Annotated in this window: 19 protein-coding genes; 6 read left to right on the top strand and 13 right to left on the bottom strand. The window is 61.6% G+C overall.

What is annotated here, in order from left to right; genetic code table 11:
* Nucleotides 1-77 precede the first annotated feature (77 nt).
* Nucleotides 78-1,109: a small ribosomal subunit biogenesis GTPase RsgA gene (rsgA, locus tag ACP7C6_RS20125; protein WP_003171340.1), complete on the top strand. Its 1,032-nt coding sequence runs from the start codon at nt 78-80 to the stop codon at nt 1,107-1,109.
* A 159-nt stretch (nt 1,110-1,268) separates the two neighbouring features.
* Here the strand turns inward: rsgA and motB are convergent, their stop codons facing one another.
* Complete coding sequence (gene motB, locus ACP7C6_RS20130) at nt 1,269-2,288, bottom strand: flagellar motor protein MotB (RefSeq protein ID WP_028615506.1); 1,020 nt, start codon at nt 2,286-2,288, stop codon at nt 1,269-1,271.
* Nucleotides 2,289-2,291: 3 nt separating this feature from the next.
* Nucleotides 2,292-3,143, bottom strand: coding sequence for a flagellar motor stator protein MotA (gene motA, locus ACP7C6_RS20135; RefSeq protein ID WP_016976894.1), 852 nt, complete (start codon nt 3,141-3,143; stop codon nt 2,292-2,294).
* Between the two features lie 166 nt (nt 3,144-3,309).
* On the opposite strand from motA, the gene ACP7C6_RS20140 reads away from it, so the two are divergent.
* The 3 genes from ACP7C6_RS20140 to asd are packed head-to-tail and all read left to right on the top strand — an operon-like array spanning nt 3,310 to nt 6,594.
* Complete coding sequence (locus ACP7C6_RS20140; protein WP_426109152.1) at nt 3,310-4,845, top strand: HDOD domain-containing protein; 1,536 nt, start codon at nt 3,310-3,312, stop codon at nt 4,843-4,845.
* A 57-nt stretch (nt 4,846-4,902) separates the two neighbouring features.
* Nucleotides 4,903-5,718 carry a rhodanese-like domain-containing protein gene (locus ACP7C6_RS20145; protein WP_028615504.1) on the top strand — a complete coding sequence of 272 codons (816 nt, stop codon included), beginning with the start codon at nt 4,903-4,905 and terminating at the stop codon, nt 5,716-5,718.
* Between the two features lie 15 nt (nt 5,719-5,733).
* A complete protein-coding gene (asd, locus tag ACP7C6_RS20150; RefSeq protein ID WP_028615503.1) occupies nt 5,734-6,594 on the top strand; it encodes an archaetidylserine decarboxylase in 861 nt (286 codons plus the stop codon).
* 130 nt (nt 6,595-6,724) lie between these two features.
* Here asd and serB read toward each other — a convergent pair whose 3' ends face one another.
* A complete protein-coding gene (gene serB, locus ACP7C6_RS20155; protein ID WP_028615502.1) occupies nt 6,725-7,939 on the bottom strand; it encodes a phosphoserine phosphatase SerB in 1,215 nt (404 codons plus the stop codon).
* Nucleotides 7,940-8,072: 133 nt separating this feature from the next.
* Here serB and ACP7C6_RS20160 point away from each other — a divergent pair, with 133 nt between their 5' ends.
* Nucleotides 8,073-9,578: an AhpA/YtjB family protein gene (locus ACP7C6_RS20160; RefSeq protein ID WP_311894340.1), complete on the top strand. Its 1,506-nt coding sequence runs from the start codon at nt 8,073-8,075 to the stop codon at nt 9,576-9,578.
* Nucleotides 9,579-9,877: 299 nt separating this feature from the next.
* Here the strand turns inward: ACP7C6_RS20160 and ACP7C6_RS20165 are convergent, their stop codons facing one another.
* The 8 genes from ACP7C6_RS20165 to ACP7C6_RS20200 all read right to left on the bottom strand — a co-directional run bounded on the left by ACP7C6_RS20165 (nt 9,878) and on the right by ACP7C6_RS20200 (nt 18,677).
* Nucleotides 9,878-10,588 (bottom strand): PqiC family protein, encoded by a 711-nt coding sequence (locus ACP7C6_RS20165; protein WP_028615500.1) that lies wholly within the window; start codon nt 10,586-10,588, stop codon nt 9,878-9,880.
* A 176-nt stretch (nt 10,589-10,764) separates the two neighbouring features.
* Nucleotides 10,765-13,029 (bottom strand): DNA topoisomerase IV subunit A, encoded by a 2,265-nt coding sequence (gene parC, locus ACP7C6_RS20170; protein ID WP_028615499.1) that lies wholly within the window; start codon nt 13,027-13,029, stop codon nt 10,765-10,767.
* Between the two features lie 73 nt (nt 13,030-13,102).
* The gene (locus ACP7C6_RS20175) at nt 13,103-14,098 is read right to left on the bottom strand and encodes an esterase-like activity of phytase family protein (protein ID WP_426109153.1); all 996 of its coding nucleotides are present in this window, start codon (nt 14,096-14,098) and stop codon (nt 13,103-13,105) included.
* Nucleotides 14,098-16,002, bottom strand: coding sequence for a DNA topoisomerase IV subunit B (gene parE / locus ACP7C6_RS20180; protein WP_028615497.1), 1,905 nt, complete (start codon nt 16,000-16,002; stop codon nt 14,098-14,100). Before parE ends, ACP7C6_RS20175 begins: the two co-directional genes overlap by 1 nt.
* Before the next feature lie 45 nt (nt 16,003-16,047).
* On the bottom strand, nt 16,048-16,656 hold the full coding sequence (locus tag ACP7C6_RS20185) for a YqiA/YcfP family alpha/beta fold hydrolase (protein ID WP_028615496.1): 609 nt from the start codon (nt 16,654-16,656) through the stop codon (nt 16,048-16,050).
* 50 nt (nt 16,657-16,706) lie between these two features.
* Nucleotides 16,707-17,522, bottom strand: a complete 816-nt coding sequence (cpdA, locus tag ACP7C6_RS20190; RefSeq protein ID WP_028615495.1) for a 3',5'-cyclic-AMP phosphodiesterase — start codon at nt 17,520-17,522, stop codon at nt 16,707-16,709.
* Between the two features lie 97 nt (nt 17,523-17,619).
* Nucleotides 17,620-18,069 (bottom strand): DUF1249 domain-containing protein, encoded by a 450-nt coding sequence (locus ACP7C6_RS20195; RefSeq protein ID WP_003171323.1) that lies wholly within the window; start codon nt 18,067-18,069, stop codon nt 17,620-17,622.
* Nucleotides 18,060-18,677: an NUDIX domain-containing protein gene (locus tag ACP7C6_RS20200; RefSeq protein WP_028615494.1), complete on the bottom strand. Its 618-nt coding sequence runs from the start codon at nt 18,675-18,677 to the stop codon at nt 18,060-18,062. Before ACP7C6_RS20200 ends, ACP7C6_RS20195 begins: the two co-directional genes overlap by 10 nt.
* A gap of 192 nt (nt 18,678-18,869) precedes the next feature.
* Between ACP7C6_RS20200 and ACP7C6_RS20205 the strand changes: the two genes are divergently transcribed.
* Entirely contained in the window at nt 18,870-19,607 is a 738-nt protein-coding gene (locus ACP7C6_RS20205; RefSeq protein WP_426109154.1) for an RsiV family protein, read from the top strand.
* Here the strand turns inward: ACP7C6_RS20205 and cytX are convergent.
* Complete coding sequence (gene cytX / locus ACP7C6_RS20210; RefSeq protein ID WP_028615492.1) at nt 19,576-20,865, bottom strand: putative hydroxymethylpyrimidine transporter CytX; 1,290 nt, start codon at nt 20,863-20,865, stop codon at nt 19,576-19,578. The two genes, ACP7C6_RS20205 and cytX, sit on opposite strands and share 32 nt — an antisense overlap.
* Before the next feature lie 140 nt (nt 20,866-21,005).
* Nucleotides 21,006-22,895 carry a phosphomethylpyrimidine synthase ThiC gene (gene thiC / locus ACP7C6_RS20215; protein ID WP_426109155.1) on the bottom strand — a complete coding sequence of 630 codons (1,890 nt, stop codon included), beginning with the start codon at nt 22,893-22,895 and terminating at the stop codon, nt 21,006-21,008.
* Nucleotides 22,896-23,026: the final 131 nt, after the last annotated feature.

Below are 23,026 nucleotides of genomic sequence, written 5' to 3' on the forward strand. Positions count from 1 at the left end.
GCGCAGTTTAGCAGGCGGGGGCGTGCTAGACTCGCCACCGTTTTACCCAACCTTTGCATTATCGACACGGAACACCAATGGCCAAACGCCAGCTCAATCGTCGCCAAAACTGGCGCATCGAAAAGATTCAAGGTGAACGCGCCGCTCGCGCCGCCAAACGTGAATCCTCCGCCGTAGAAGCGCTTGAAGGCGGCGACCTGGGCCCCGAGCAAACGGGCCTGGTGATCGCGCACTTTGGTGTGCAGGTCGAAGTCGAGGCGCTGGAAGGCGAACTCGCAGGCTCGGTCTCCCGTTGCCACTTGCGCGCCAACCTGCCGGCGCTGGTCACCGGCGACAAAGTAGTCTGGCGCGCCGGAAACCAAGGCATCGGCGTGATCGTTGCCCAGTTGCCACGTACCACCGAACTGCGTCGCCCGGACAGCCGTGGCCAACTCAAGCCGGTGGCGGCCAACGTCGACATGATCGTCATCGTGTTCGCGCCGCTGCCGGAGCCGCATGCCAACCTGATCGACCGCTACCTGGTCGCAGCCGAGCACGCTGGCATTCGCCCACTGTTGCTGTTGAACAAATTCGACCTGATCGACGAGCAAAACGCTCCCGCGCTGAATGCCTTGCTGGCGGTATACCGCACGCTCGGCTACCCGGTGCTGGAAGTTTCGGCGCATCACGGCAATGGCATGGAACAGCTGCAACAGCAGTTGGACGGGCGCATCAGCGTGTTTGTCGGCCAGTCGGGCGTGGGCAAATCCTCGCTGGTCAACAGCCTGCTGCCGGAAGTCGACACCCGTGTGGGCCCGCTGTCGGAACTGTCCGGCCAGGGCACCCACACCACCACCACCGCGCGGTTGTTCCATTTCCCCGGCGGCGGCGAGTTGATCGACTCCCCAGGCATCCGCGAATTCGGCCTTGGCCACGTCAGCCGCAGCGATGTGGAAGCGGGCTTTATCGAGTTCAACGACCTGATCGGCACTTGCCGCTTCCGCGACTGCAAACACGACCGCGAGCCGGGCTGTGCGTTGCTCAAGGCGCTGGAGGATGGGCGTGTGCAGCAGCAACGGATGAATAGCTATCGGTCGATTATTGCGAGTTTGCCGGAGAGCAGTTACTAAACCACCGCCGCTGTAGGAGCGAGCTTGCCCGCGAAGAACACACAGACGACGTGGGCATCCTGGATGAACGCGTTATCGTTGACGCTTTCGCGAGCAAGCTCACTCCTACAGGCAGGTATAAAAAGGCCGCGATCATCGCGGCCTTTTTATATGTAAAGCTTACGAACCCGTACCCGGCACCGTAGGATCCTTCACCCCACCATCATCAAACAAATTCAGCTTCTGGCGCAGCTCATGCGCCGGCAGCGGCTCTTGCCCTGGCGGAATGGCGTTCGGGTCGACCGGTACTTCACCCGGTGCGCCTGCACCTTGGGTGGGTTGCGGCGCTGGCGGCTGATCACCCTCAATCGCACGCTGGGCCTTTTTGGTCAGCACTACGATATCGATCCGGCGGTTGACCGGGTTAAACGGGTCTTGATGATCAAACAACTGCGATGAAGCGAAGCCCACGACACGCGCCACTTGCGGGTCCGGATAGCTGCCGGCTACCAGCGCGCGGCGAGCGGCATTGGCGCGGTTGGCCGAGAGTTCCCAGTTGCCGAAGTCACCCTGGCCTGCGTACGGCTTGGCGTCGGTGTGGCCGCTGATGCTGATCTTGTTCGGCACTGCCTTGATGGTGTCGGCCATGGCCAGCAGGATGTCTTCAAAGTACGGCTTCAAGCGTGCACTGCCGGAGTCGAACATCGGCCGGTTGGCCGCGTCGGTGATCTGGATACGCAAACCTTCAGGCGTGATCTCGAAGGAAATCTGGTCCTTGAATTTCAGCAGTTGCGGGTTTTCCTCAACCTTGGTCTGCAGTTCTTGCAGCAACAGTTCAAGGCGCTCCTGCTCGACCTGTTCGGCCATGGACTCGACCGTGTCGCGCTCGATCGGGATTTTTTCCTGGGGCGATTCGGTCTGCACTTCCGGGTTGATGGTGCGCTCAGGCGCCAACTGCGGCGAACCGCCCAGGTCGATCACGAAGGGCGTGCCGCTTTCCGAGAAACCAATCGGGTCTTTGAAGTAACCGGCGATGGCGATCTTCTGTTCCGGCGTGGCGGTGGACATCAGCCACAACACCAGAAAGAACGCCATCATCGCCGTCGCAAAGTCGGCGAAGGCGATTTTCCAGGCGCCGCCATGGTGCCCCGCAGCGAAGCGCTTGACGCGCTTGATGATTATCGGCTGGTTGTTTTCCATGGCTTAGCGACCGCGAACCGCTTGTTCCAGCTCGGCGAAGCTTGGGCGATGTTTCGGGTACAGCACCTTGCGGCCGAATTCCACCGCCAGCGACGGCGGCATGCCGGAGGCTGAGGCGACCAAGCTGGCCTTGATCGATTCGTACAGGTTGATTTCTTCCTTGGCGTCATGGGCCAGGGAGGTGGCCAGCGGGCCGAAGAAGCCGTAGGCCGCGAGAATACCGAAGAAGGTACCGACCAGTGCCGCACCGACGTGCATACCGATGGCAGCCTGGTCGCCCTCACCCAGGGACGCCATGGTCACCACAATACCGAGTACCGCCGCAACGATACCGAACCCCGGCATACCGTCAGCGATCCCTGTCACGGCGTGGGAGGGATGCTCCAGCTCTTCTTTAAGGCTGAACAACTCCATGTCGAACAGGCCTTCCAGCTCATGGGGGGCCATGTTGCCGGAGGACATGATGCGCAGGTAGTCACAGATGTAGGCGGTCATGCGCTCATCTTTGAGCACGGCCGGGTACTTGGCGAAAATCGGGCTGGCGGCGGCATCTTCGATGTCAGCCTCGATGGCCATCATGCCTTCGCGACGGCTTTTGTTGAGGATCTCGTAGACCAGGCCCAGAACCTCCAGATAGAAGGTGTGGGTGAAGCGCGAACCGAACATGCCCAGGGACTTCTTGACCACGTGCATGGTCATGTAGCCGGGGTTGGCCTGCAAGAATGCGCCGAACGCCGCACCACCGATGATCAGCACTTCGAAGGGCTGGATCAACGCAGCAATTTTACCGTGGGACAGGACGTAGCCACCGAGCACGCTTGCGATGACGACGATGATGCCGATAATTTTAGCCATAGGGGATGAGTACTTGCGCCGTCGGGTTCATGGACATATTGGGTGTAGCAGAAAACTCTTGTTCTACTTATCGGCAAAACTGCGCCAGACTATAGCCCGTTAAGGCGAAAAGCCAGTTCGGCCCGCTCCGGGCGTGTAGACCGCAAGTGATGATCGCGCCCCTATCATGGCTAATGAAACGACAGTCCCAACTGCAAAACCGACCTCTCTCGCCGCTTGGGTCAAGCGCCTGGACGATGTGCTGCTGCCTGTGCCCCAGGCCAGCCACGACCGTGTGTGCAAAGGCATCCGCGACAGCCGCAGTTCATTGCGAGATATTGCCGAGCTGATGCAAAGCAGCCCGGCGCTCGTGCTCAGCGTGATGCGCGAGGCCAACAGCCACACCCATGGCAGCCTGGCGGAACCGGCGGAAAACCTCGAAGTGGCGCTCAATCGCCTGGGCCTCAAGCGCGCCGAAGAACTGCTGGCACGCCTGCCGTCGGTGCCGGCCAACGAGATTCCTGTGGCGTTGCGCCAATTGCTGCTGGTGAGCCAGCACGCGTCGCAACAAGCCAACGGTTTGTTCGGCAGCCGCCTGGCGCGACTGTGGCAGGACATTCACTGGGGCAGCCTGCTGTTTCTGTCGCCGCTGTGGCCGATGGCGGTCGCCTACCCCAAACTCCTCGAAGAATGGGAACTGCGGGTGATCCACAAAGGCCAATCGGCGCGCGAGGTCGAGCAAGCGTTGTTCGGCGTGCGCTTGCTGGACCTGTGCGTCGCCCTGACCGAAGCCTGGCACTTACCGATCTGGGTATCCCAAGGCTACAAGCTGCTGATGAGCGAGAAACGCTTGCTGGTCAAGGCGCTGCACATCGCCCGCGAGGACGACCCACTGCGCCACCAGCAATTGCTCGACGCCGAACCCATTCTGCGCCGCTGGTTGAACCAGCCGGCCAACACCGTGCTGCTGGCCAACGGCCTGGCGATGTCGGCCCAGGAGTCCTGGACCTGCCCGCACACCGAACGCTGGCAATTGCTCACTGCGCTGTACCTGCAACAGCCTTTGGGCGAGGTGCAGCAACTGGTCCACCAACAGGCTGTCACCAGCGCCCGCACCGCCTTGATGCCCGACCTCTGGCACCCGGCGCTGTCGCTGATCTGGCCGTGGCATGTACAGAAGATTCATCGCGGCCTGCTCCCAGCGCCGCCGCCCACTGCCGAGGCCCTGGCCGTGTGGCGCAAGCGCTGCACCGAGCTGCTGGTAGAGCCGAGCCGCTTTGCCAACGCCATGCACCTGACCACCTGCGCCAAGGAGGCCCTGGTGGCCAGTGGTATGCAGCGGGTCATGTTGTTGATGGCTGACCGCGCCATGAGCACCTTGCGCGTGCACCAGGCCGATGGCCTGCCCAAGGATGCGGCCAATTTGAGCCTGGATGTGGTCAACAGTACGTTGCTGCAGCGCTTGCTGGAAAAGTCCGCCCAAGTACGCCTCAACCCTGAAAACCACGCGCAGTTTTCGGCTTTGCTGCCGCCGATCCTGCGCCGCCTGTTCACCGGCGAACACCTGTTGCTGCGCTCCTTGAGCTGCAATGGCAAGGTGGTGATGCTGATGGTGGCCGACCAGGGCGGCGGCCCGTTCTCGGAAACCACCGTGCAGGCCTTCGGCAAAACTGCCCAATGCATCGAGAAAGCCCTGCACTGCTTTACCAACCGCAGCGCCTGATGCTTGCGCTACAATTGCCGTCTTTTATCGCCAACATTTGTGCCCAGGAGACCTCACATGCCTGACTTCTCTGGCTTGCCGCTGGTGATCGAATCCAGCGACCTGCTTGGTCGCCTCGATGCCGAACACCTGATACTGGTGGACCTCACCAGTGCCGCCCGCTACGCCGAAGGGCATATCCCCGGCGCGCATTTCGTTGACCCCAAGCGCACCCAACTGGGCCAGCCGCCGGCGCCCGGCCTGCTGCCCAACAAGGCTGATCTTGAGAAACTGTTCGGCGAACTGGGTCATACCCCGGACGCCACCTACGTGGTCTACGACGACGAAGGCGGCGGCTGGGCCGGACGATTCATCTGGATGCTCGACGTGATCGGCCACCAGAAGTACCACTACCTGGACGGCGGCCTGCTGGCCTGGCTGGAAGAAAAGCACCCGGTCTCGACCGAGGTGCCCGCCCCCGTCGGCGGCCCGGTCAGCCTCACGCTGCACGACGGCCCCACCGCCACCCGCGAATACCTGCAAAGCCGCTTGGGCGCTGCCGACCTGGGCATCTGGGACGCACGCGGTCCGCTGGAGTACTCCGGCGAGAAGGTCCTCGCAGCCAAAGGCGGACACATCCCCGGCGCGGTGAACTTCGAATGGACCGCCGGCATGGACAAGACGCGCAACCTGCGTATCCGCCGTGACATGCCGCAGATCCTCGAAGACCTCGGGCTGACCCGCGACAAAGAAATCATCACCCACTGCCAGACTCACCACCGCTCTGGCTTCACCTACCTGGTGGCCAAGGCGCTCGGTTATCCGCGAGTCAAAGGTTATGCCGGTTCCTGGGGCGAATGGGGCAACCACCCCGACACCCCCGTCGAGATTTAAGGTTTAAGGACAGTTATGAAAAAGCAGTTGTTTATCCTCAGCCAGTACTTGCTGCCGCACCACTTGCTGTCGCGCCTGGCCGGTTGCGTTGCCGAGTGCCGTGTGCGCTGGTTCAAAAATGCGTTCACCACATGGTTCGCCAAGCGTTATCAAGTGGACATGTCCCAAGCCCTGGTTGAGGACCTGACCGCTTACGAGCACTTCAATGCCTTCTTCACCCGCGCCCTGAAAGACGGCGCGCGCCCACTGGATCAAACCCCAGGCGCGGTGTTGAGCCCTGCCGATGGTGCGGTCAGCCAACTGGGCCCGATCGAGCATGGCCGGGTGTTCCAGGCCAAGGGCCACAGCTTCAGCGTGCTGGAGTTGCTAGGTGGTGATTCGGCCGTAGCAGCGCCGTTCATGGGTGGTGATTTCGCCACCATCTATCTGTCGCCGAAGGACTACCACCGGGTGCACATGCCGCTGGCCGGCACGCTGCGTGAGATGGTCTACATCCCGGGTCGCATCTTCTCGGTGAACCAGACTACCGCTGAAAACGTACCTGAACTGTTCGCGCGCAACGAGCGCGTTGCCTGCATTTTCGACACCGAACGCGGCCCGATGGCCGTGGTATTGGTGGGCGCGATGATCGTCGCGTCGATTGAAACCGTATGGGCCGGCCTGGTGACACCGCCGAAGCGCGAGCTGAAAACCTTCCGCTACGACGAGGCTGCACGTGCGCCGATTCATCTGGAAAAAGGTGCGGAGTTGGGTCGCTTCAAGCTGGGTTCGACCGCAATCGTACTGTTCGGGCCGGATCAGGTGAAGTGGGCTGAAGAACTGGCCGCTGGTACTCCGGTACAGATGGGCCAAGGCATCGCCGCACCTAAAGCCTGATCGACACAGACCCTGTAGGAGCGAGCTTGCTCGCGAAGAACTCAAGAACACCGCGGGCATCCAGAATGCCCGTGTAATCGTTGACGATTTTCGCGAGCAAGCTCGCTCCTACAGGGGGTGGCGTGACGGCCTAAAGCTGGCCGTCGCGGTCGCGGAAGCCCAGCAGATACAGCACGCCATCCAGCCCCAGCGTCGAAATCGCCTGCTTGGCCGACTGCTTCACCAGCGGCTTGGCACGGAACGCCACACCCAACCCGGCGATCGCCAGCATCGGCAGGTCATTCGCACCGTCGCCGACCGCAATGGTCTGTTCCAGACGCAACCCTTCCTTGTGGGCCAACTCCTTCAACAGGTCCGCCTTGCGCTGCGCGTCAACAATCGGCTCCACGGCCACGCCGGTCACCTTGCCATCCACCACTTCCAGCTCATTGGCGAACACGTAGTCAATGCCCAGCTTGGCCTGCAATTGCTTGGCGAAGTAGGTGAAGCCACCCGACAGGATCGCGGTCTTGTAACCCAGGCGCTTGAGTTCGGCGAACAGGGTCTCGGCGCCTTCGGTCAGGCGCAGGGAGGCGCCGATGGAGTCCAGCACGCTCACATCCAGACCTTTGAGCAGCGCGAGGCGCTCCTTGAAGCTGGCGCGGAAATCCAGCTCACCGGCCATGGCGCGCTCGGTGATTTCGGAAACCTGCTCGCCCACACCGGCGGCTTTGGCCAACTCGTCGATGACTTCAGCCTCGATCAGCGTGGAGTCCATGTCGAACACCGCCAGACGGCGGTTGCGGCGGAACAGCGAGTCTTCCTGGAACGCGATATCGACATTCAGCTCCTGGGCCACGCTGAGGAACTCGGCGCGGAGGGCTTGCGGGTCGGCCGGTTCACCGCGCACGGAGAACTCGATGCAGCCCTTGCCTTTGTCGGCCGGGGTGTCCAGCGGCATACGACCCGACAGACGGTCAATATGGTCGATATTCAGGCCGTATTGCGCAGTAATGGAGCTGACGCGCTGCAACTGTTCGGCGGTGACCTTGCGGGTCAGCAGCGTCACGATGTGGCGTTTCTTGCCCTGGCCGGCGACCCATTGCTGGTAGTCCTCTTCGGAGACCGGGGTGAAACGCACCTGTTGATCCAGCTTGTACGCCGTAAACAGGATGTCCTTGAGCACCGAAGACGCCTGTTCAGTGCTCGGGATCTCGACCAGGATGCCGAAGGACAAGGTGTCGTGGATCACCGCCTGACCGATGTCGAGAATGTTCACACCACCCTGGGCCAGAACACCGGTAATGGCTGCGGTCAGACCTGGGCGGTCTTCCCCCGTGATGTTTATCAGGACAATTTCGCGCAAGGCGCACCCCCAGGCTGGAAAAAAACCGCATTCTACCCACTTTCAGTGACCATCGGGCACAGCCAGCGCTTTGCCGGTCCTAGGGCTGTCGCTATACTGCGCGTCAACTTCACGGACCAAGAGCCGAGCGCAAGTGAACCGGCCCACGCCAGTAAAAACCGATAATTTCTTCCTGCTGATCTTCCGGGCACTGCGCCACCGCCGTGTACCGATCGCATTACGCATCGCCAGCCATAACGTGATCCTGGTCGCCCTGGCCCTGGTGATCTACGCCTGCGTGATGGGTTTGCAGTTCAAACAGGCCATGCATGAGCAAGCCGACGCCCTGGGCGAGAGCTTGACCACCCAGACCGCCACCTCGGCGACTGAGTTGTTGGTGTCCAATGACATCCTCAGCCTCAACGTGCTGCTCAACAACCTGACCAAGAACCCGCTGGTGGCCCACGCCGCCATCTACAGCGTGGACAACCGGATCATGGCCGAAGCCGGGCAACGCCCGAAAAACGGCCTGCTGGGTGAAGCCGAAGGTCTCTACCAGAGCAATATTACGTTTCAGGATGTGAAAGCCGGCCAACTGCGCATCAGCCTGGACATGCAGCAATTCCAGCAGCCGATGACCATCAGCCTGCAAAGCATGGGCATCTTGAGCGCGATCCTGCTGGCACTGGCGTTGGCGTTGAGTCTGCGCCTGGGTCGACACATCTCCACGCCACTGATGCAGTTGCGCATCTGGCTGCGCGATATCGACGAACACACCCCGGCCACTGAACGCCAGGATGAGATCGGTGACCTCGCCCGCCAGTTGCACGCCAGTTTCGCCCCGGAACCGGTGGTGCGCGAAGTAGAGCCAGAGCCTGAGTTCGACGAAACAGACTACGACGACGAGCCTGCGTTTGAAGTGCAAGAAGCGCCGGTAGCAGGCCTGAAGCCTGCCACCCGCCAGGCGTTCAAAGCCGAAGAAGACGAACTGGACGACGAAGACCCCTTCGCCGACCTGCGCGACACCTCGGCCAGCGAACCGGCCGTCGCACCGAAGCCAGTCCCGGTGAAGAACACCGAACCCCAGTTCAGCGCCGTATTGGCTGTGCAACTGGGCGCTCAGGACCAACTGCGTCGCCTGCCCCGCGCACGCCTGACCGAGCTGCTGGAGCGCTACCGCGACTGCCTCGACCAGGCCGCTTCGCTGTACCAGAGCGAGCTGCACACCCTGAACGACGGCAGCACGCTGATGCTGTTCCACAGTGAAGACAGCGGCGAAGACTACCTGACCAACGCCATCTGCTGCGGCGAGTTGCTTCGCGCCCTGGGCCATGCCCTGCAGATCGAAGTGGCCGACAGTGGCATCACGCTGCAACTGCAGTTGGGCCTGACGGTGAGCGATGACCTGTTTGGCATGAGCCAGATCGACCTGCTGCTCACCGAAAGCGCCCAGGACGCCCTGGCGCTGTCGCAGCACAGCCGCAACCTGTTGCTGGTGGAACGTAAGATCAGTGAAGACACACTGATCCGCCAGCGCGCACGCATCCGCCCGATTGCCAGCCCAGAGGGTGCAAGCTGTGTGGAGCGGTTGATGGAGCCGTATCCCTCGATGCTGGAGCGGCAGCTGGCGCGGATGCACGAGACCCGCACCAAAGGTTAAGGTGAAACGGGCTTGCTGTAGCGCAGAGGGCTCCTGTGGTGAAGGGCTTCTGTGGCGAGCGGGCTTGGCGTGGTGAGCGGGCGTGCCCCGCGCTGGGCTGCGAAACGGCCCCAATCCAGTCACCGCATGTTTCCAGGTAGAACCGGCCGCCTGGTTTTAGGGCCGCTTCGCGCCCCAGCGCGGGGCAAGCCCGCTCACCACAAAAGCCTCCCTCACCACAGGAAGCCTCTCATCACAGAAGCAAACAACAAAAAAGGCCCGCTGAATCAGCGGGCCTTTTTGTTTGTCTGCGATTCAGATCAGAACCTGAACACTTCCATATCCGTGCGAATCGGCGTCGCCATTGGCATCTTCGGCTTCTGCGGTTCTGCCGGCTTAGCCTGCGCCGGGGCGCTCTGCTTGCGCGGCGCTTCGGCAATCGGCGGTTGGTTGGCCAATGGCTTGAGGGCCACCGACAACTGCTGTGCCAGATGTTGCAACAACACGCCCTGGGCCTGGACCTGGGACGCGGTGGTGCCGGTGTGCTGCTCCTGCAGGTGCACGATGCGGTTATCGCGTACCTGGCCACGACGATCGATCAAGCGCCATTGCGCATCGAGAATCGCCGGCTGCGACGTACCGGAGTCAAGACGGGTGATCGTCAGCAACACCTGCACGTCCGGAGTAAACCCGGTCGGCGCGGGCGCCAGCACCACACGCTGGCTGTCCAGTTGACCTGCGACCTGACGCAACATCAATTGGTTGATGTCGGACGACAAACTGCCCGCCCAACGACCATCGGTGGAACCTTGCAGGCTGCCGTCGTTCTGACGTTGTAGCAGGGTTTCGCGTTGCAGGTAGTCGGCGACAACTACCGGGCCCAGCAAGACGGCCATGCCGGCGGTCTGTGCAGGTTGAGCCGGACTTCCGCTGTCCAGCTGGTACAGCGACACCGGTTGATGTGTGCTGCAACCCGCCAGCCCCAAAAGGCCAGCGAGCACGAAAAATAAAGGAAGGCGTGGAGCAGTCATCATCCCATCCAGGTGGCTGCCACAAGGCGAACCACAATGTAATACTAAAAATAACCTAAACACGCTCGGCCACGCCGGCGCTGGAAAGGCCATATCATCCGTGAATATGCGCCATGACTCCAGCGCCAAAGCGTCGATCTACGCGTTAAATCGTAGATCGAGGGCTCTAATACGCGTTAAACCGGCGTTTCCACCAGCAAAGCATCCACGCGCTGGAAGCCACGAGGCAATTTGTTACCACGCCGACCGCGCTCACCCTTGTAATGCTCAAGGTCGTCAGGACGCAACGACAGGGTACGTTTACCGGCCTGAAGCACCAACGTCGCGCCTTCCGGGATCACTGCGATGTCGGTCACATACTCTTCGCGACTGGCCACTCGCTCGCCGGGAATGCCAATGATCTTGTTGCCCTTGCCTTTGCCCAACTGCGGCAGGTCGCTGATCTTGAATACCAGCAAACGCCCCTCGGTAGTCACCGACGCCAGCCAGTTGCTCTCTCGGTCGTCCACCGGCCGCGGCAGGATCACCTTGGCGTTGTTAGGCAAGCTCAGCAGAGCCTTGCCCGCCTTGTTCTTGGCCTGCAGGTCTTCACCTTTCACCACAAACCCATAGCCCGCGTCGGAGGCGATCACGTACAGCGCATCGTCGTCCGGCAGCAGCACGCACTCGAAATTCGCCCCTGGCGGCGGCGTCAGGCGCCCGGTCAATGGCTCACCCTGCCCCCGTGCAGACGGCAAGGTGTGGGCCGGTACCGAATAACTGCGCCCGGTGGAATCGATAAACACCGCAAACTGGTTGGAACGCCCGGCGGCAGCGGTCTTGAACCCGTCACCCGCCTTGTACGACAAGCCAGTGGCGTCAATATCATGCCCTTTGGCGGAGCGAACCCAACCCTTTTCCGACAGAACGACGGTAATTTTCTCGTTTGGCAGCAACTCGGTTTCTGTCAGCGCTTTCGCTTCTGCGCGCTGCACGATCGGCGAACGACGGTCATCGCCGTAGGTTTCGGCGTCTTTGATCAGCTCGCTGCGCACCAGCTTCTTCAGCTTGGCTTCGCTGCCCAGCAGCGCTTGCAGCTTGGCTTGCTCCTTGAGCAGCGCGTCCTGTTCGTCGCGCAGCTTCATTTCTTCCAGTCGCGCCAACTGACGCAAGCGGGTGTCGAGGATGTAGTCAGCCTGAATCTCGCTCAACTCGAAACGCGCAATCAACTCGGCTTTCGGGTGCTCGGCGGTACGGATGATGTGGATCACTTCATCCAGGTTGAGGTAGGCAATCAGCAAGCCGTCCAACAGGTGCAGGCGACGCTCGACCTTATCCAGGCGGAATTGCAGGCGGCGACGCACGGTGTTGACCCGGAACTCCAGCCACTCCACCAGCAGGTTGCGCAGGTTTTTCAGCTGTGGCTTGCCGTCCAGGCCGATGATGTTGACGTTGACCCGGTAGCTGGACTCCAGGTCCGTGCTGGCAAACAGATGCTGCATCAGCACTTCGTGGTCGACCCGGCTGTTGGTCGGGATGATCACAATGCGGCAAGGGTTTTCGTGGTCAGATTCGTCACGCAGGTCGGCAACCTGCGGCAATTTCGACGGTTTGGCCTGCATCAGCGCGGCGATCTGCTCCAGCACCTTGGCACCGGACACCTGGTGCGGCAACGCGGTGACGATAATGTCGCCATCTTCGATGTGGTAAACAGCGCGCATACGCACCGAACCCTTGCCGGTTTCGTACATCTTCAGCAGGTCGGCGCGCGGCGTGATGATTTCCGCTTCGGTCGGGTAATCCGGCCCCTGGATGTGCTCGCAGAGTTGTTCTACCGTGGCTTTGGGCTCATCGAGCAAGCGCACGCAGGCGGTGGCGACTTCACGCAGGTTATGCGGCGGCACGTCAGTGGCCATACCCACAGCAATACCGGTGGTGCCATTGAGCAGGATATTCGGCAAACGTGCCGGCAACACCAGCGGCTCGTCGAGGGTGCCGTCGAAATTAGGCCCCCAGTCGGCGGTGCCCTGGCCCAATTCGCTCAGCAGGACTTCCGAATAACGCGACAGACGCGCTTCGGTATATCGCATCGCAGCGAACGATTTGGGATCGTCCGGCGCCCCCCAGTTGCCCTGGCCGTCTACCAGCGTGTAGCGATAGCTGAACGGCTGCGCCATCAGCACCATCGCTTCGTAGCAGGCGGAATCGCCGTGGGGGTGGAACTTACCGAGCACGTCACCGACGGTACGCGCCGACTTCTTGTGCTTGGAATCAGCGTCCAGGCCCAACTCACTCATGGCGTAGATGATGCGCCGTTGTACGGGCTTGAGGCCGTCGCCGATATGCGGCAAGGCACGGTCCATGATCACGTACATGGAGTAGTTGAGGTAGGCATTTTCGGTGAAGTCAGCCAGCGACCGGCGTTCTACGCCATCTAAGCTGTCTGCGAGGATGTCACTCATGCGGGCCTCATCATGGTCGGGTAAGGTGCTGCGGAACTGCCGCTGCACCGGGTCAATTCAAAAAAACAGGGGCTCATGGGCGAGCGCTCCAGCCACCGACAGGGGCGGCGAAACGATAGACCACGGGGCGCTTTTCACCATCGGCACGCGGGCCGAAATTGTTGTCGATGCCCAGCCAGGCACCGTCGGCGTCCACCACCAGGGCTTCTGCCAGGCCATAGGGCTGAGGATAACGCCGCTCGGGCGTCAGGGTCTCGTCGGCAAACGACCAGCACAGTTCGACCTTGGCCGTGACCGCATCACGCCGGCAAATCTGGAACGCATTGCGCTCCAGGGTAAACAGCTTTCCGTTGAACAGCGCCAGGTCGGCGAAGTCCTTGGACACCGCCTTGGGGTTCGGGAACTGGGCCGGTTGCACTTCCTGGCCGGCTTCGCTCAACAATACGCAGGGGCCGTCACAATCCCACAGGCTTTGCGGACGCTTGATCGAAATTAGCCCCCGTCGTTCGCGCTCGGCTGCCAGCCAAATCTGATTGCCTTCGGGATTGATCGCGAGGCCTTCAAACAAGGCGTTGAAGTGCAGCAACATGCCGCTGGCCCGCGCTTCACGCACCATGCCCGGCGCGATCTTCAACCACTCAGGCGAACCCGTCACCGGCACTTGCAGCACCGCCGCATGGGCTTCGCTGACTACGTAGCGGTTGCCGGCGGCATCGCAGGTGATGCCTTCAAAGTCCAAATCGCCACCGCGAATGAACGATGCAGCCTTGGTGCGCGAACGCAAACCCCACGGCAGTCCGGATTCCGGCACCGGTGGTACGTCGATCTTTACCGCCTCGGCCTGCCAGGTTGGCGCACTGACATCCAGGCGGTAGATCTGGTCGTCATCGCGGTCGGAAACCGTCCACAACTCCTTGCCACACAAGGCCAGGCCCGACAGGTTACCGCCGCGCATGCCGTCCACCGGGTGTTCGGACATCAGCTTTAGCTCAGCCACGGGCGCGGCAACTACCGTGGTAGCCACCACCCCGCTCAACATCAGGATCGCCAGGGCGAAACCTGTGCGCATCAGCCCAGAACCTCGGCCAGGTTGCCTTTGGACTCCAGCCAGGACTTACGGTCAGGCGCGCGTTTCTTCGCCAGCAGCATGTCCATCATTTCCGACGTGGCGGCGTAGTCTTCCAAGGTCAACTGCACCAGGCGCCGGGTATTCGGATCCATGGTGGTTTCGCGCAGCTGCGGCGGGTTCATTTCACCCAGGCCCTTGAATCGCGTGACCTGTGGCTTGCCGCGTTTCTTCTCGGCGACCAGGCGATCGAGGATGCCATCGCGCTCGGCTTCGTCCAGGGCGTAGTAAATCTCCTTGCCCAGGTCGATCCGATATAACGGCGGCATCGCAACGTAGACGTGACCGGCATCCACCAACGGGCGGAAGTGCTGAACGAACAACGCGCACAGCAGCGTGGCGATGTGCAGGCCGTCGGAGTCGGCGTCGGCGAGGATGCAGATCTTGCCGTAGCGCAGTTGGCTCATGTCCGCTGCGCCGGGATCAACGCCAATGGCCACGGCGATGTTGTGCACCTCCTGGCTGGCCAGGACTTCGCTGCCATCGACTTCCCAGGTGTTGAGGATCTTGCCGCGCAACGGCAGGATCGCCTGGAATTCCTTGTCCCGCGCTTGCTTGGCGGAACCGCCGGCGGAGTCACCTTCCACCAGGAACAGCTCGGAGCGCATCGGGTCTTGCCCGGCGCAATCGGCCAGCTTGCCGGGCAATGCCGGGCCCTGGGTGATGCGCTTGCGCTCGACCTTCTTGCTGGCCTTCAAACGACGACCGGCGTTGTTGATCGCCAACTCCGCCAGGGCCAGGCCCAATTCAGGATGCTCGTTGAGCCACAGGCTGAAGGCATCCTTGACCACGCCTGAGACAAACGCCGCCGCCTCGCGGGACGACAGGCGCTCTTTGGTCTGGCCGGAGAACTGCGGCTCCTGCATTTTCATCGACAGCACGAACGCGATGCGCTCCCACACGTCTTCCGGCGCCAGCTTCACACCGCGCGGCAGCAGGCTGCGGTATTCGCAGAATTCGCGCATGGCATCCAGCAAGCCCTGGCGCAAACCGTTGACGTGGGTGCCGCCCTGGGCCGTCGGGATCAGGTTGACGTAGCTTTCCTGCACGCTGTCGCCACCTTCCGGCAACCACAGCAGCGCCCAGTCCACAGCTTCTTTATTACCGGCCAAACTGCCGCAGAACGGCTCGTTGGGCAGGCGCTCGAAGTCGCTGACGGAGTCTTCCAGGTACGAACGCAGGCCGTCTTCATAGTGCCACTCGACCTTCTCACCGGTGCCTTTGTCTTCAAAGGTCACCAGCAGGCCTGGGCACAGTACAGCCTTGGCCTTGAGCACGTGCTTGAGGCGGCTGATGGAGAATTTCGGCGAATCGAAGTATTTCGGATCCGGCGCAAAGTACACGCTGGTGCCGGTGTTGCGCTTGCCCACGGTGCCGATCACTTCCAGGTCGGTGGCTTTGTAGCCATCGGCGAAGGTCATCTGGTACTCGTTGCCGTCGCGCTTGACCTTGACCCGCACCAGCGTGGACAAGGCGTTGACCACCGAAATACCCACGCCATGCAGACCGCCGGAGAACTGGTAGTTCTTGTTGGAGAACTTGCCGCCCGCATGGAGCTTGGTGAGGATCAGCTCGACGCCCGACACACCCTCTTCCGGGTGGATGTCCACCGGCATGCCGCGACCATCGTCGGACACTTCCAGGGAGTGGTCAGCGTGGAGAATGACATGCACCGACTTGGCGTGGCCGGCCAGGGCTTCATCGACGCTGTTGTCGATGACTTCCTGGGCAAGGTGGTTCGGCCGACTGGTGTCGGTGTACATGCCGGGGCGTTTGCGCACCGGGTCGAGGCCCGAGAGGACTTCGATGGCGTCGGCGTTATAAGAGCTAGCGCTGGGAGTGGCCATGGGGTCTCGTCGTGAGTCGTTCGATTAAAAAGTGACCTGCGATTCTTACAATGAAGAAAAATCGAAGGATTGATACTGATCTGCGCCAATGCCGGCAAAGCTCAACATGGCCGGCAATTGCTGGGCGAACCCTTGGTAACCATGGTCGCCCCCGGCCTGGATGCGCAAGGCACAGGCCCGGTAGTACTGCTGGGCGAGGCGATAATCCAGGGTTTCATCCCCGGTCTGCAACCACACCTGATACCGCGCGGCATCCTGGGGAGCCGGTACTTCCAGCTCGGCCAGCGCCGTAACGTGGTCGTGGGTCAGTTCCCAGGTTTCATCGGTGTAGAGGTTCTTCTGGGTGCCCAGGTAACCGTCGAACATCCGATGAGGGCTGACCGCCGGGTTCACCAGCAACGCCTTGAGGCCATGGCGCTCGGCAAGATGGGTTGCATAGTAGCCGCCGAGTGAGCTGCCGACCAGCAGTGGCCGCCCCAGCTCGGCGATCGCTGCTTCCAATTGCGGAATCGCCTGACGGGGATGGTGATGCAGGGCCGGTACGCGCAGTTGGTCGGCCAGGCCGAGAGTGTCCATCACGGTGATCAGTTGGCTGGCCTTATTGGACGCCGGCGCACTGTTGAAACCGTGGATATACAGGATCGAAGCGGACATGCCGGGCTCTCCGTGCTTGCGCCAAAAAAGGCGCAGTTTACAGGTAAATCTCAGTAGCCGTTGCTACCGTAATCCACTGTAAACACGAAGCCGGCCAAGCGTTCTACGCCCGTTTCCAACCGTCCGTCGGCATGCAGCCGCAGCCAGCGGTAGCCCGGCGCCTGCTCGCTGACCTTGAAATCCTCGCTGCCCGGTGCGAACTGGATGCAGGTGGACGGCGATGCCAGCAGGCGTACGCCGTTGCGTTCGCGGTCGATCTCCTGGTGCACATGCCCCCACAGTACCGCCCGCGCCTGCGGGAAACGGTCGAGCACGGCAAACAACGCCTCAGGATTGCGTAAGCCAATGGGCTCCATCCAGGCGCAACCGATGGACACCGGATGATGGTGAAAACACACCAGATGATGACGGTTCGGCGCTTCGCTCAAGGCCTGGACGAGCAGTTGCAGTTGTTGATCCTGCAGGTAGCCCGGCACGGAGCCGGGAACAGCGGAGTCCAGCAGGGTGACGCGCCAGTTGCCGATATCGACCACCGGCTCCAATAAATCGCTGTGCACCGCGGCGCGGGCCATGATCTGCGGTTCGTCATGATTACCGGGAATCCAGCGCGCCGGGGCGTCGATCTGCCGGGTCATGTCACGAAATTGCTGGTACGACTCCAGCGTGCCGTCCTGTGACAGGTCCCCCGTGGCCAACACCAAATCGATGTGCGGCTGCTGCGCGCGCACCAATTCGATGACGCCTTGCAGGCTTTCACGGGTGTTCATGCCCAGCAGCGTGCCGTCGGCCTCGGCAAACAAATGGCTATCAGACAGCTGCACCAGCAATGCGGGCGCATCGGGACTCACAGTGGATACGCTCGGCAAGGCGCTCTCCCAAGGCAATCACAGGAATGGACGTTTGGCGTGATTATGCTGGGGCAGGACACAAGAGGAAACCATAGGAAGCAGATGCAGTTCACATCTACCGCACAACTTCGAACTCATGGCCTAGGGCCAGGCAATGGCTCAACCACTCACCGAGGAACACATTGAGCTGTGCTTTCTCATCGGGCTGGTGCATGAACACGTTGGGGTAAGGATAGATGCTGCGAAAGCGTCGTGCATGTTCGGCGCTGATCACTTCGGCCATGCGCGCGTCGTGGTACACCTGCACTTCCAGTTGCGGCACCGGCAGCCACGGCAGGCTGTGTTCCTGGCGCACACGCAGGGTGGTGGTGTACGGGCAATTGACGATGACTTCCAGCGCCAGCACGCCGAGCATCTGGTCGCCGTGGGTCACGCCGATACGCCGCGCCTCGGGAGCATGGCGCATGTCGGGGAGCAGGCGCATCAGCCGCGCATAGTTGGCCTCGCAGGCCGCTTGCAACCCGATCAGGTCGACTCGATAACGTTCCCGTGCCTTTACTGCCATAACCCCCTCACTTCCGCGCGATTAAGCGCAAGCCATTGCAGGGCGATAATGCTGGCTGCGTTGGAAATTTTGCCGTCGCGCACCGCTTGCAGGGCATCTTCGAAAGCCCAGACGGTGACACGGATATCTTCAGCTTCCTCTTCCAGTCCATGGACGCCACCGGCGCCCGAGCTGTCGCAACGGCCCAGGTACAAGTGGACAAATTCGGTACTGCCGCCGGGCGACGGGAAATACTTGGTGATCGGCCACAGCGCTGAGAATGTCAGCCCAGCTTCCTCCTCGGCTTCGCGGTGTGCAACCTCCTCCGGCTCTTCATCCTTGTCGATCAGGCCGGCAACCATCTCCACCAGCCACGGGTTGTCGGTTCGGCCCATGGCACCTACGCGGAACTGCTCGATCAGCACCACTTCGTCGCGCTGCGGGTCGTAAGGCAATACGCACACGGCATCATGACGAACGAAGACTTCGCGGTTGATCACCCGGCTCATGCCGCCATCGAATTTCTCGTGACGCAGTTGCACGCGATCAAGCTTGTAGAAGCCCTGGTACGCATTGTCGCGCTGAACAATCTCGATGGTGCTCGGCGTCGATTTTGCAATGTCCGTCATATCCCTTCCTCATTGAGCCTGCGCATTTGGCGCCATCCTAACGCGCTCATGCCTCCAGATGCAGCCCCTTTCCAGTTGCCGGGATAGACGGCGGGCGTCAAACTCACTCTAATCAGCTTAGTGGCGAACTGACTGCCTTGCCGGTAGTCGAAGCTGCACAATTTCGCTCTTATCGACGGACGAAGACCCTACATGTCGCTTTTAAAAATCGCCTCCGTGGCCTGCATCGCATTGACCCTCGGTGCCTGCCAAAGCCTGTTCCAGCCAAGCTACAAAACCCCGCTGGACGCCACCCGCGACGCCACCGAGCAAAGCAAGCCAGGCTGCGCCAACGCCGACTGCCCGCTGGTGAACATCGACACGGTGCACTTTGCCAAGGAACCCAAGCTGGACGCCTTGATCGAACAGCGCCTGCTGGAAATGACCCAGACCGACCCGCTGCCGAGCAGCCTCGCGACGTACAGCGAGCAGTTCCTGCGCACCGCCGCCCCACGCAACAGCATGTACTTGCAGGCCAAGGTACGTGAGCAGCATGACGGCTTGGTGATCATCGAACTCTCCAGCTACCTGGACCAGGGCGCCACCCACGGCGAACCGGGCCGTGCGTTCATCAACTATTCGCGCCAGCAGCAGAAAGCCCTGACCCTCACCGACATGTTGTTGCCCGGCAAGGAAGACGCGTTCTGGAAAGCCGCCCAGGTGGCCCATAACAGCTGGCTGATCAGCACCCGCCTGAGCCTGGAGCCGGAGTACGTGAAACAGTACCCTTTCCAGAAAACCCCTAACGTGGCGCTCACCTACGGTGGCGTGATCCTCAAGTACCCCACCACCACCATTGCGCCGTATGCCTTGGGCCACGTCGAGTTGCAGATTCCCTACTCGCGCCTGGACGGCATTCTCAAGCCTGAACTGGTGCCCGCGCGCCGCTGAAGGCCCGGCCCAGGATGAGTTGCAACAGCCCTGCCAGCACCAAAGCCGGCAGGGTCGCGCCGACGTCCGGATACAGATTGGCCAGCAGGTGGTAAGTCGCAATGCCGCCCAGCCAGGCGACCAATGCCGGCCAGCGCAGACTGGCTACTGCACCCGCGCTACGACGGCGCAGAATGAAGTGATCCACCAGCACCACGCCAAACAGCGGCGCGAATACCGAGCCGATCAGCAGCAGGAAGTTCTGGTACTGGGCCAATGGCGCAAAGCAGGCAATGAGCGTGCAGATCACACCGATAGCCAGTGCCAGGTGCTCGACCTTCAAACGCAACAATATTCCGCTGGAAACCGCCGCCGAGTGAATATCGGCGAAGGCGTTTTCCGATTCATCCAACAGGATCAATAGCAGCGGAATCCCCAGGCCAGCCCCGGCCAATGCCAGCAACAGCGCGTTGACTTCACCGCTCGGCGCAAACGCCAGGGTGTAGGCCACACCCAGGCCCATCAGCCAGAAATTTCCGATAAAGAACCCAAGCGCCGTGCCGCCGAACACACTTTTGGCGCGCTTGCCGAAACGTGAGTAATCCGCGATCAGCGGCAGCCACGACAGCGGCATGGCGATGGCGATGTCAAAACCCACCGCAAACGGCATCGAACCGTCACCCGCCTTGGCCCAAAGTGCGGCGAGGTCGGCCTTGGCGAACAGGTTCCAGGTGAGCCACAGGCAAGCGGCGAGCAGCAGCCAGATGCCCCATTTGCGCAGGATCTGACGCACAAAGGTCAGCGGGCCACTGACCGCCAACAGCGTCGCCAGACCACCGAAGAACAGGGTCCACAACAATGGGCTGGCGAACAGGCTGCCGTCACTGAAGGCCCGCGTGCCTAGCAAGCTGGCCGCGTCGCGCATCACGATGATTTCGAACGAACCCCAGCCGATCAGCTGCAGCAGGTTGAGCAGCGCCGGCACACTCGCACCTTTGGCGCCGAGGCTGAGCTTGAGGGCCGCCATGGCGGACAGGCCGGTGTCGCTGCCGATCACGCCGACGGCGGCCAGTAACAGGACGCCCACCAGGGTGCCGAGGAAAATCGCCAGCAACGAACCGGACAAGCCCAGGCCCGGCGCGAGCAATGCGCCGGTTTGCAGGACCATCAGGCCGATGCCGAGGGAGAACCAGAGGGAGAACAGGTCGCGGGCGCCGAAGACTCTTTTGTCAGCGGGAACCGCGATGTCTGGGGAGTAGGTGCTGGGTTGAATGCTCAAGGGTGTTATCTCTGAGGGACACTTTGATGTTTGGCAGATCGCTATCGCGGGCAAGCCCGGCTCCCACACCGGAATGCATTTCAAATGTGGGAGCCGGGCTTGCCCGCGATGGCGGCGGCACAGTCACCGCCGCCTCTGGATCAGACCTTTTTGTACAGCTGACTGCCTTCCTGCTTGAACCGCTCCGCCTGCTCCGCCAAGCCCTTGGCCACATCCACATCCACCGCTTCAATGCGCTGGTTGGCCGCGTACTCACGCACTTCCTGGGTGATCTTCATCGAGCAGAACTTCGGCCCGCACATCGAGCAGAAATGCGCGACCTTGGCCGAGTCCTTCGGCAGGGTTTCATCGTGGTACGAACGCGCCGTGTCCGGGTCCAGGCCGAGGTTGAACTGGTCCTCCCAGCGGAATTCGAAGCGCGCCTTGCTCAAGGCGTTATCGCGGATCTGCGCGCCCGGATGGCCTTTGGCAAGGTCAGCCGCGTGGGCGGCGATCTTGTAGGTGATGATCCCGGTCTTCACGTCATCCTTGTTCGGCAGGCCCAGGTGTTCCTTGGGCGTGACGTAGCAGAGCATGGCGCAACCGAACCAGCCGATCATCGCCGCGCCGATGCCGGAAGTGATGTGGTCGTAGCCAGGCGCAATGTCGGTGGTCAGTGGACCGAGGGTGTAGAACGGCGCTTCGTCGCAGCACTCGAGCTGCTTGTCCATGTTCTCCTTGATCAACTGCATCGGCACGTGGCCAGGGCCTTCGATCATGGTTTGCACGTCGTGCTTCCAGGCGGTCTTGGTCAACTCGCCAAGGGTTTCCAGCTCGCCGAATTGCGCGGCGTCGTTGGCGTCGGCAATCGAGCCAGGGCGCAGGCCGTCGCCGAGGGAGAAGCTGACGTCATAAGCCTTCATGATTTCGCAGATTTCGTCGAAATGCGTGTAGGTGAAGTTCTCTTTGTGGTGCGCCAGGCACCACTTGGCCATGATCGAACCGCCACGGGACACGATGCCGGTCACGCGTTTGGCGGTCAGCGGCACATAGCGCAACAGCACGCCGGCGTGAATGGTGAAGTAATCCACGCCCTGCTCGGCCTGTTCGATCAGGGTGTCGCGGAACAACTCCCAGGTCAGGTCCTCGGCGGCGCCGCCGACTTTTTCCAGGGCCTGGTAGATCGGCACGGTGCCGATCGGCACGGGCGAGTTGCGGATGATCCACTCACGGGTTTCGTGGATGTGCTTGCCGGTGGACAAGTCCATCACGGTGTCCGAACCCCAGCGAATGCCCCAGGTCAGTTTCGCCACTTCTTCTTCGATGGACGAACCCAGTGCGCTGTTGCCGATGTTGCCGTTGATCTTCACCAGGAAGTTACGGCCGATGATCATCGGTTCCAGTTCGGTATGGTTGATGTTGGCCGGGATGATCGCGCGGCCACGGGCGATTTCTTCGCGCACGAATTCAGGCGTGATGATCTTCGGCACGCTGGCGCCAAAGCTGTGGCCGGCGTGTTGCTGGTCGAGCAGGCCAGCGGCGCGGGCTTCTTCCAGCTTCATGTTTTCACGGATGGCGACGTATTCCATCTCGGCGGTGATGATGCCTTTGCGCGCGTAGTGCATCTGCGTGACGTTGGCGCCGGCCTTGGCACGGCGCGGGTTCTTCACATGGGCGAAGCGCAGCGCGGTGAGTTCGGCATCGCTCAAGCGCTGCTGGCCGAAGTGGGAGCTGAGGCCTGGCAAGCGCTCGGTGTCGTTACGCACTTCGATCCACGGCGAGCGCACATCGCCAAGGCCTTTGCGCACGTCGATGATGACGTTAGGGTCGGTGTACGGGCCGGAGGTGTCATAAACCACGACCGGCGCGTTGATTTCACCGCCGAAGTCGGTGGGGGTCACGTCCAGGCTGATTTCGCGCATCGGCACACGAATGTCCGGGCGGGTGCCTTGTACGTAGATTTTTTGCGAGCGGGTAAAGGGTTGCACGGAGCCGGAGTCGACTTTGGCCGACTCACTCAGGTGCACGGTATTTTTTGGTCTTGTACTCATCACGGGCTCTCCAACTTATCCAGGCGGTGGATTTTTGTCGGAGCGAACCTGTGACGGATGGACGCACTGAAACCAGTGCTGTGCTCTGTGCACGAGGGCTGTTCAATAAATGAACAGCATCCCGGACGAAG

Source organism: Pseudomonas sp. TWR1-1-4 (genome assembly GCF_049897165.1).
Taxonomy (GTDB): Bacteria; Pseudomonadota; Gammaproteobacteria; order Pseudomonadales; family Pseudomonadaceae; genus Aquipseudomonas; species Aquipseudomonas canadensis.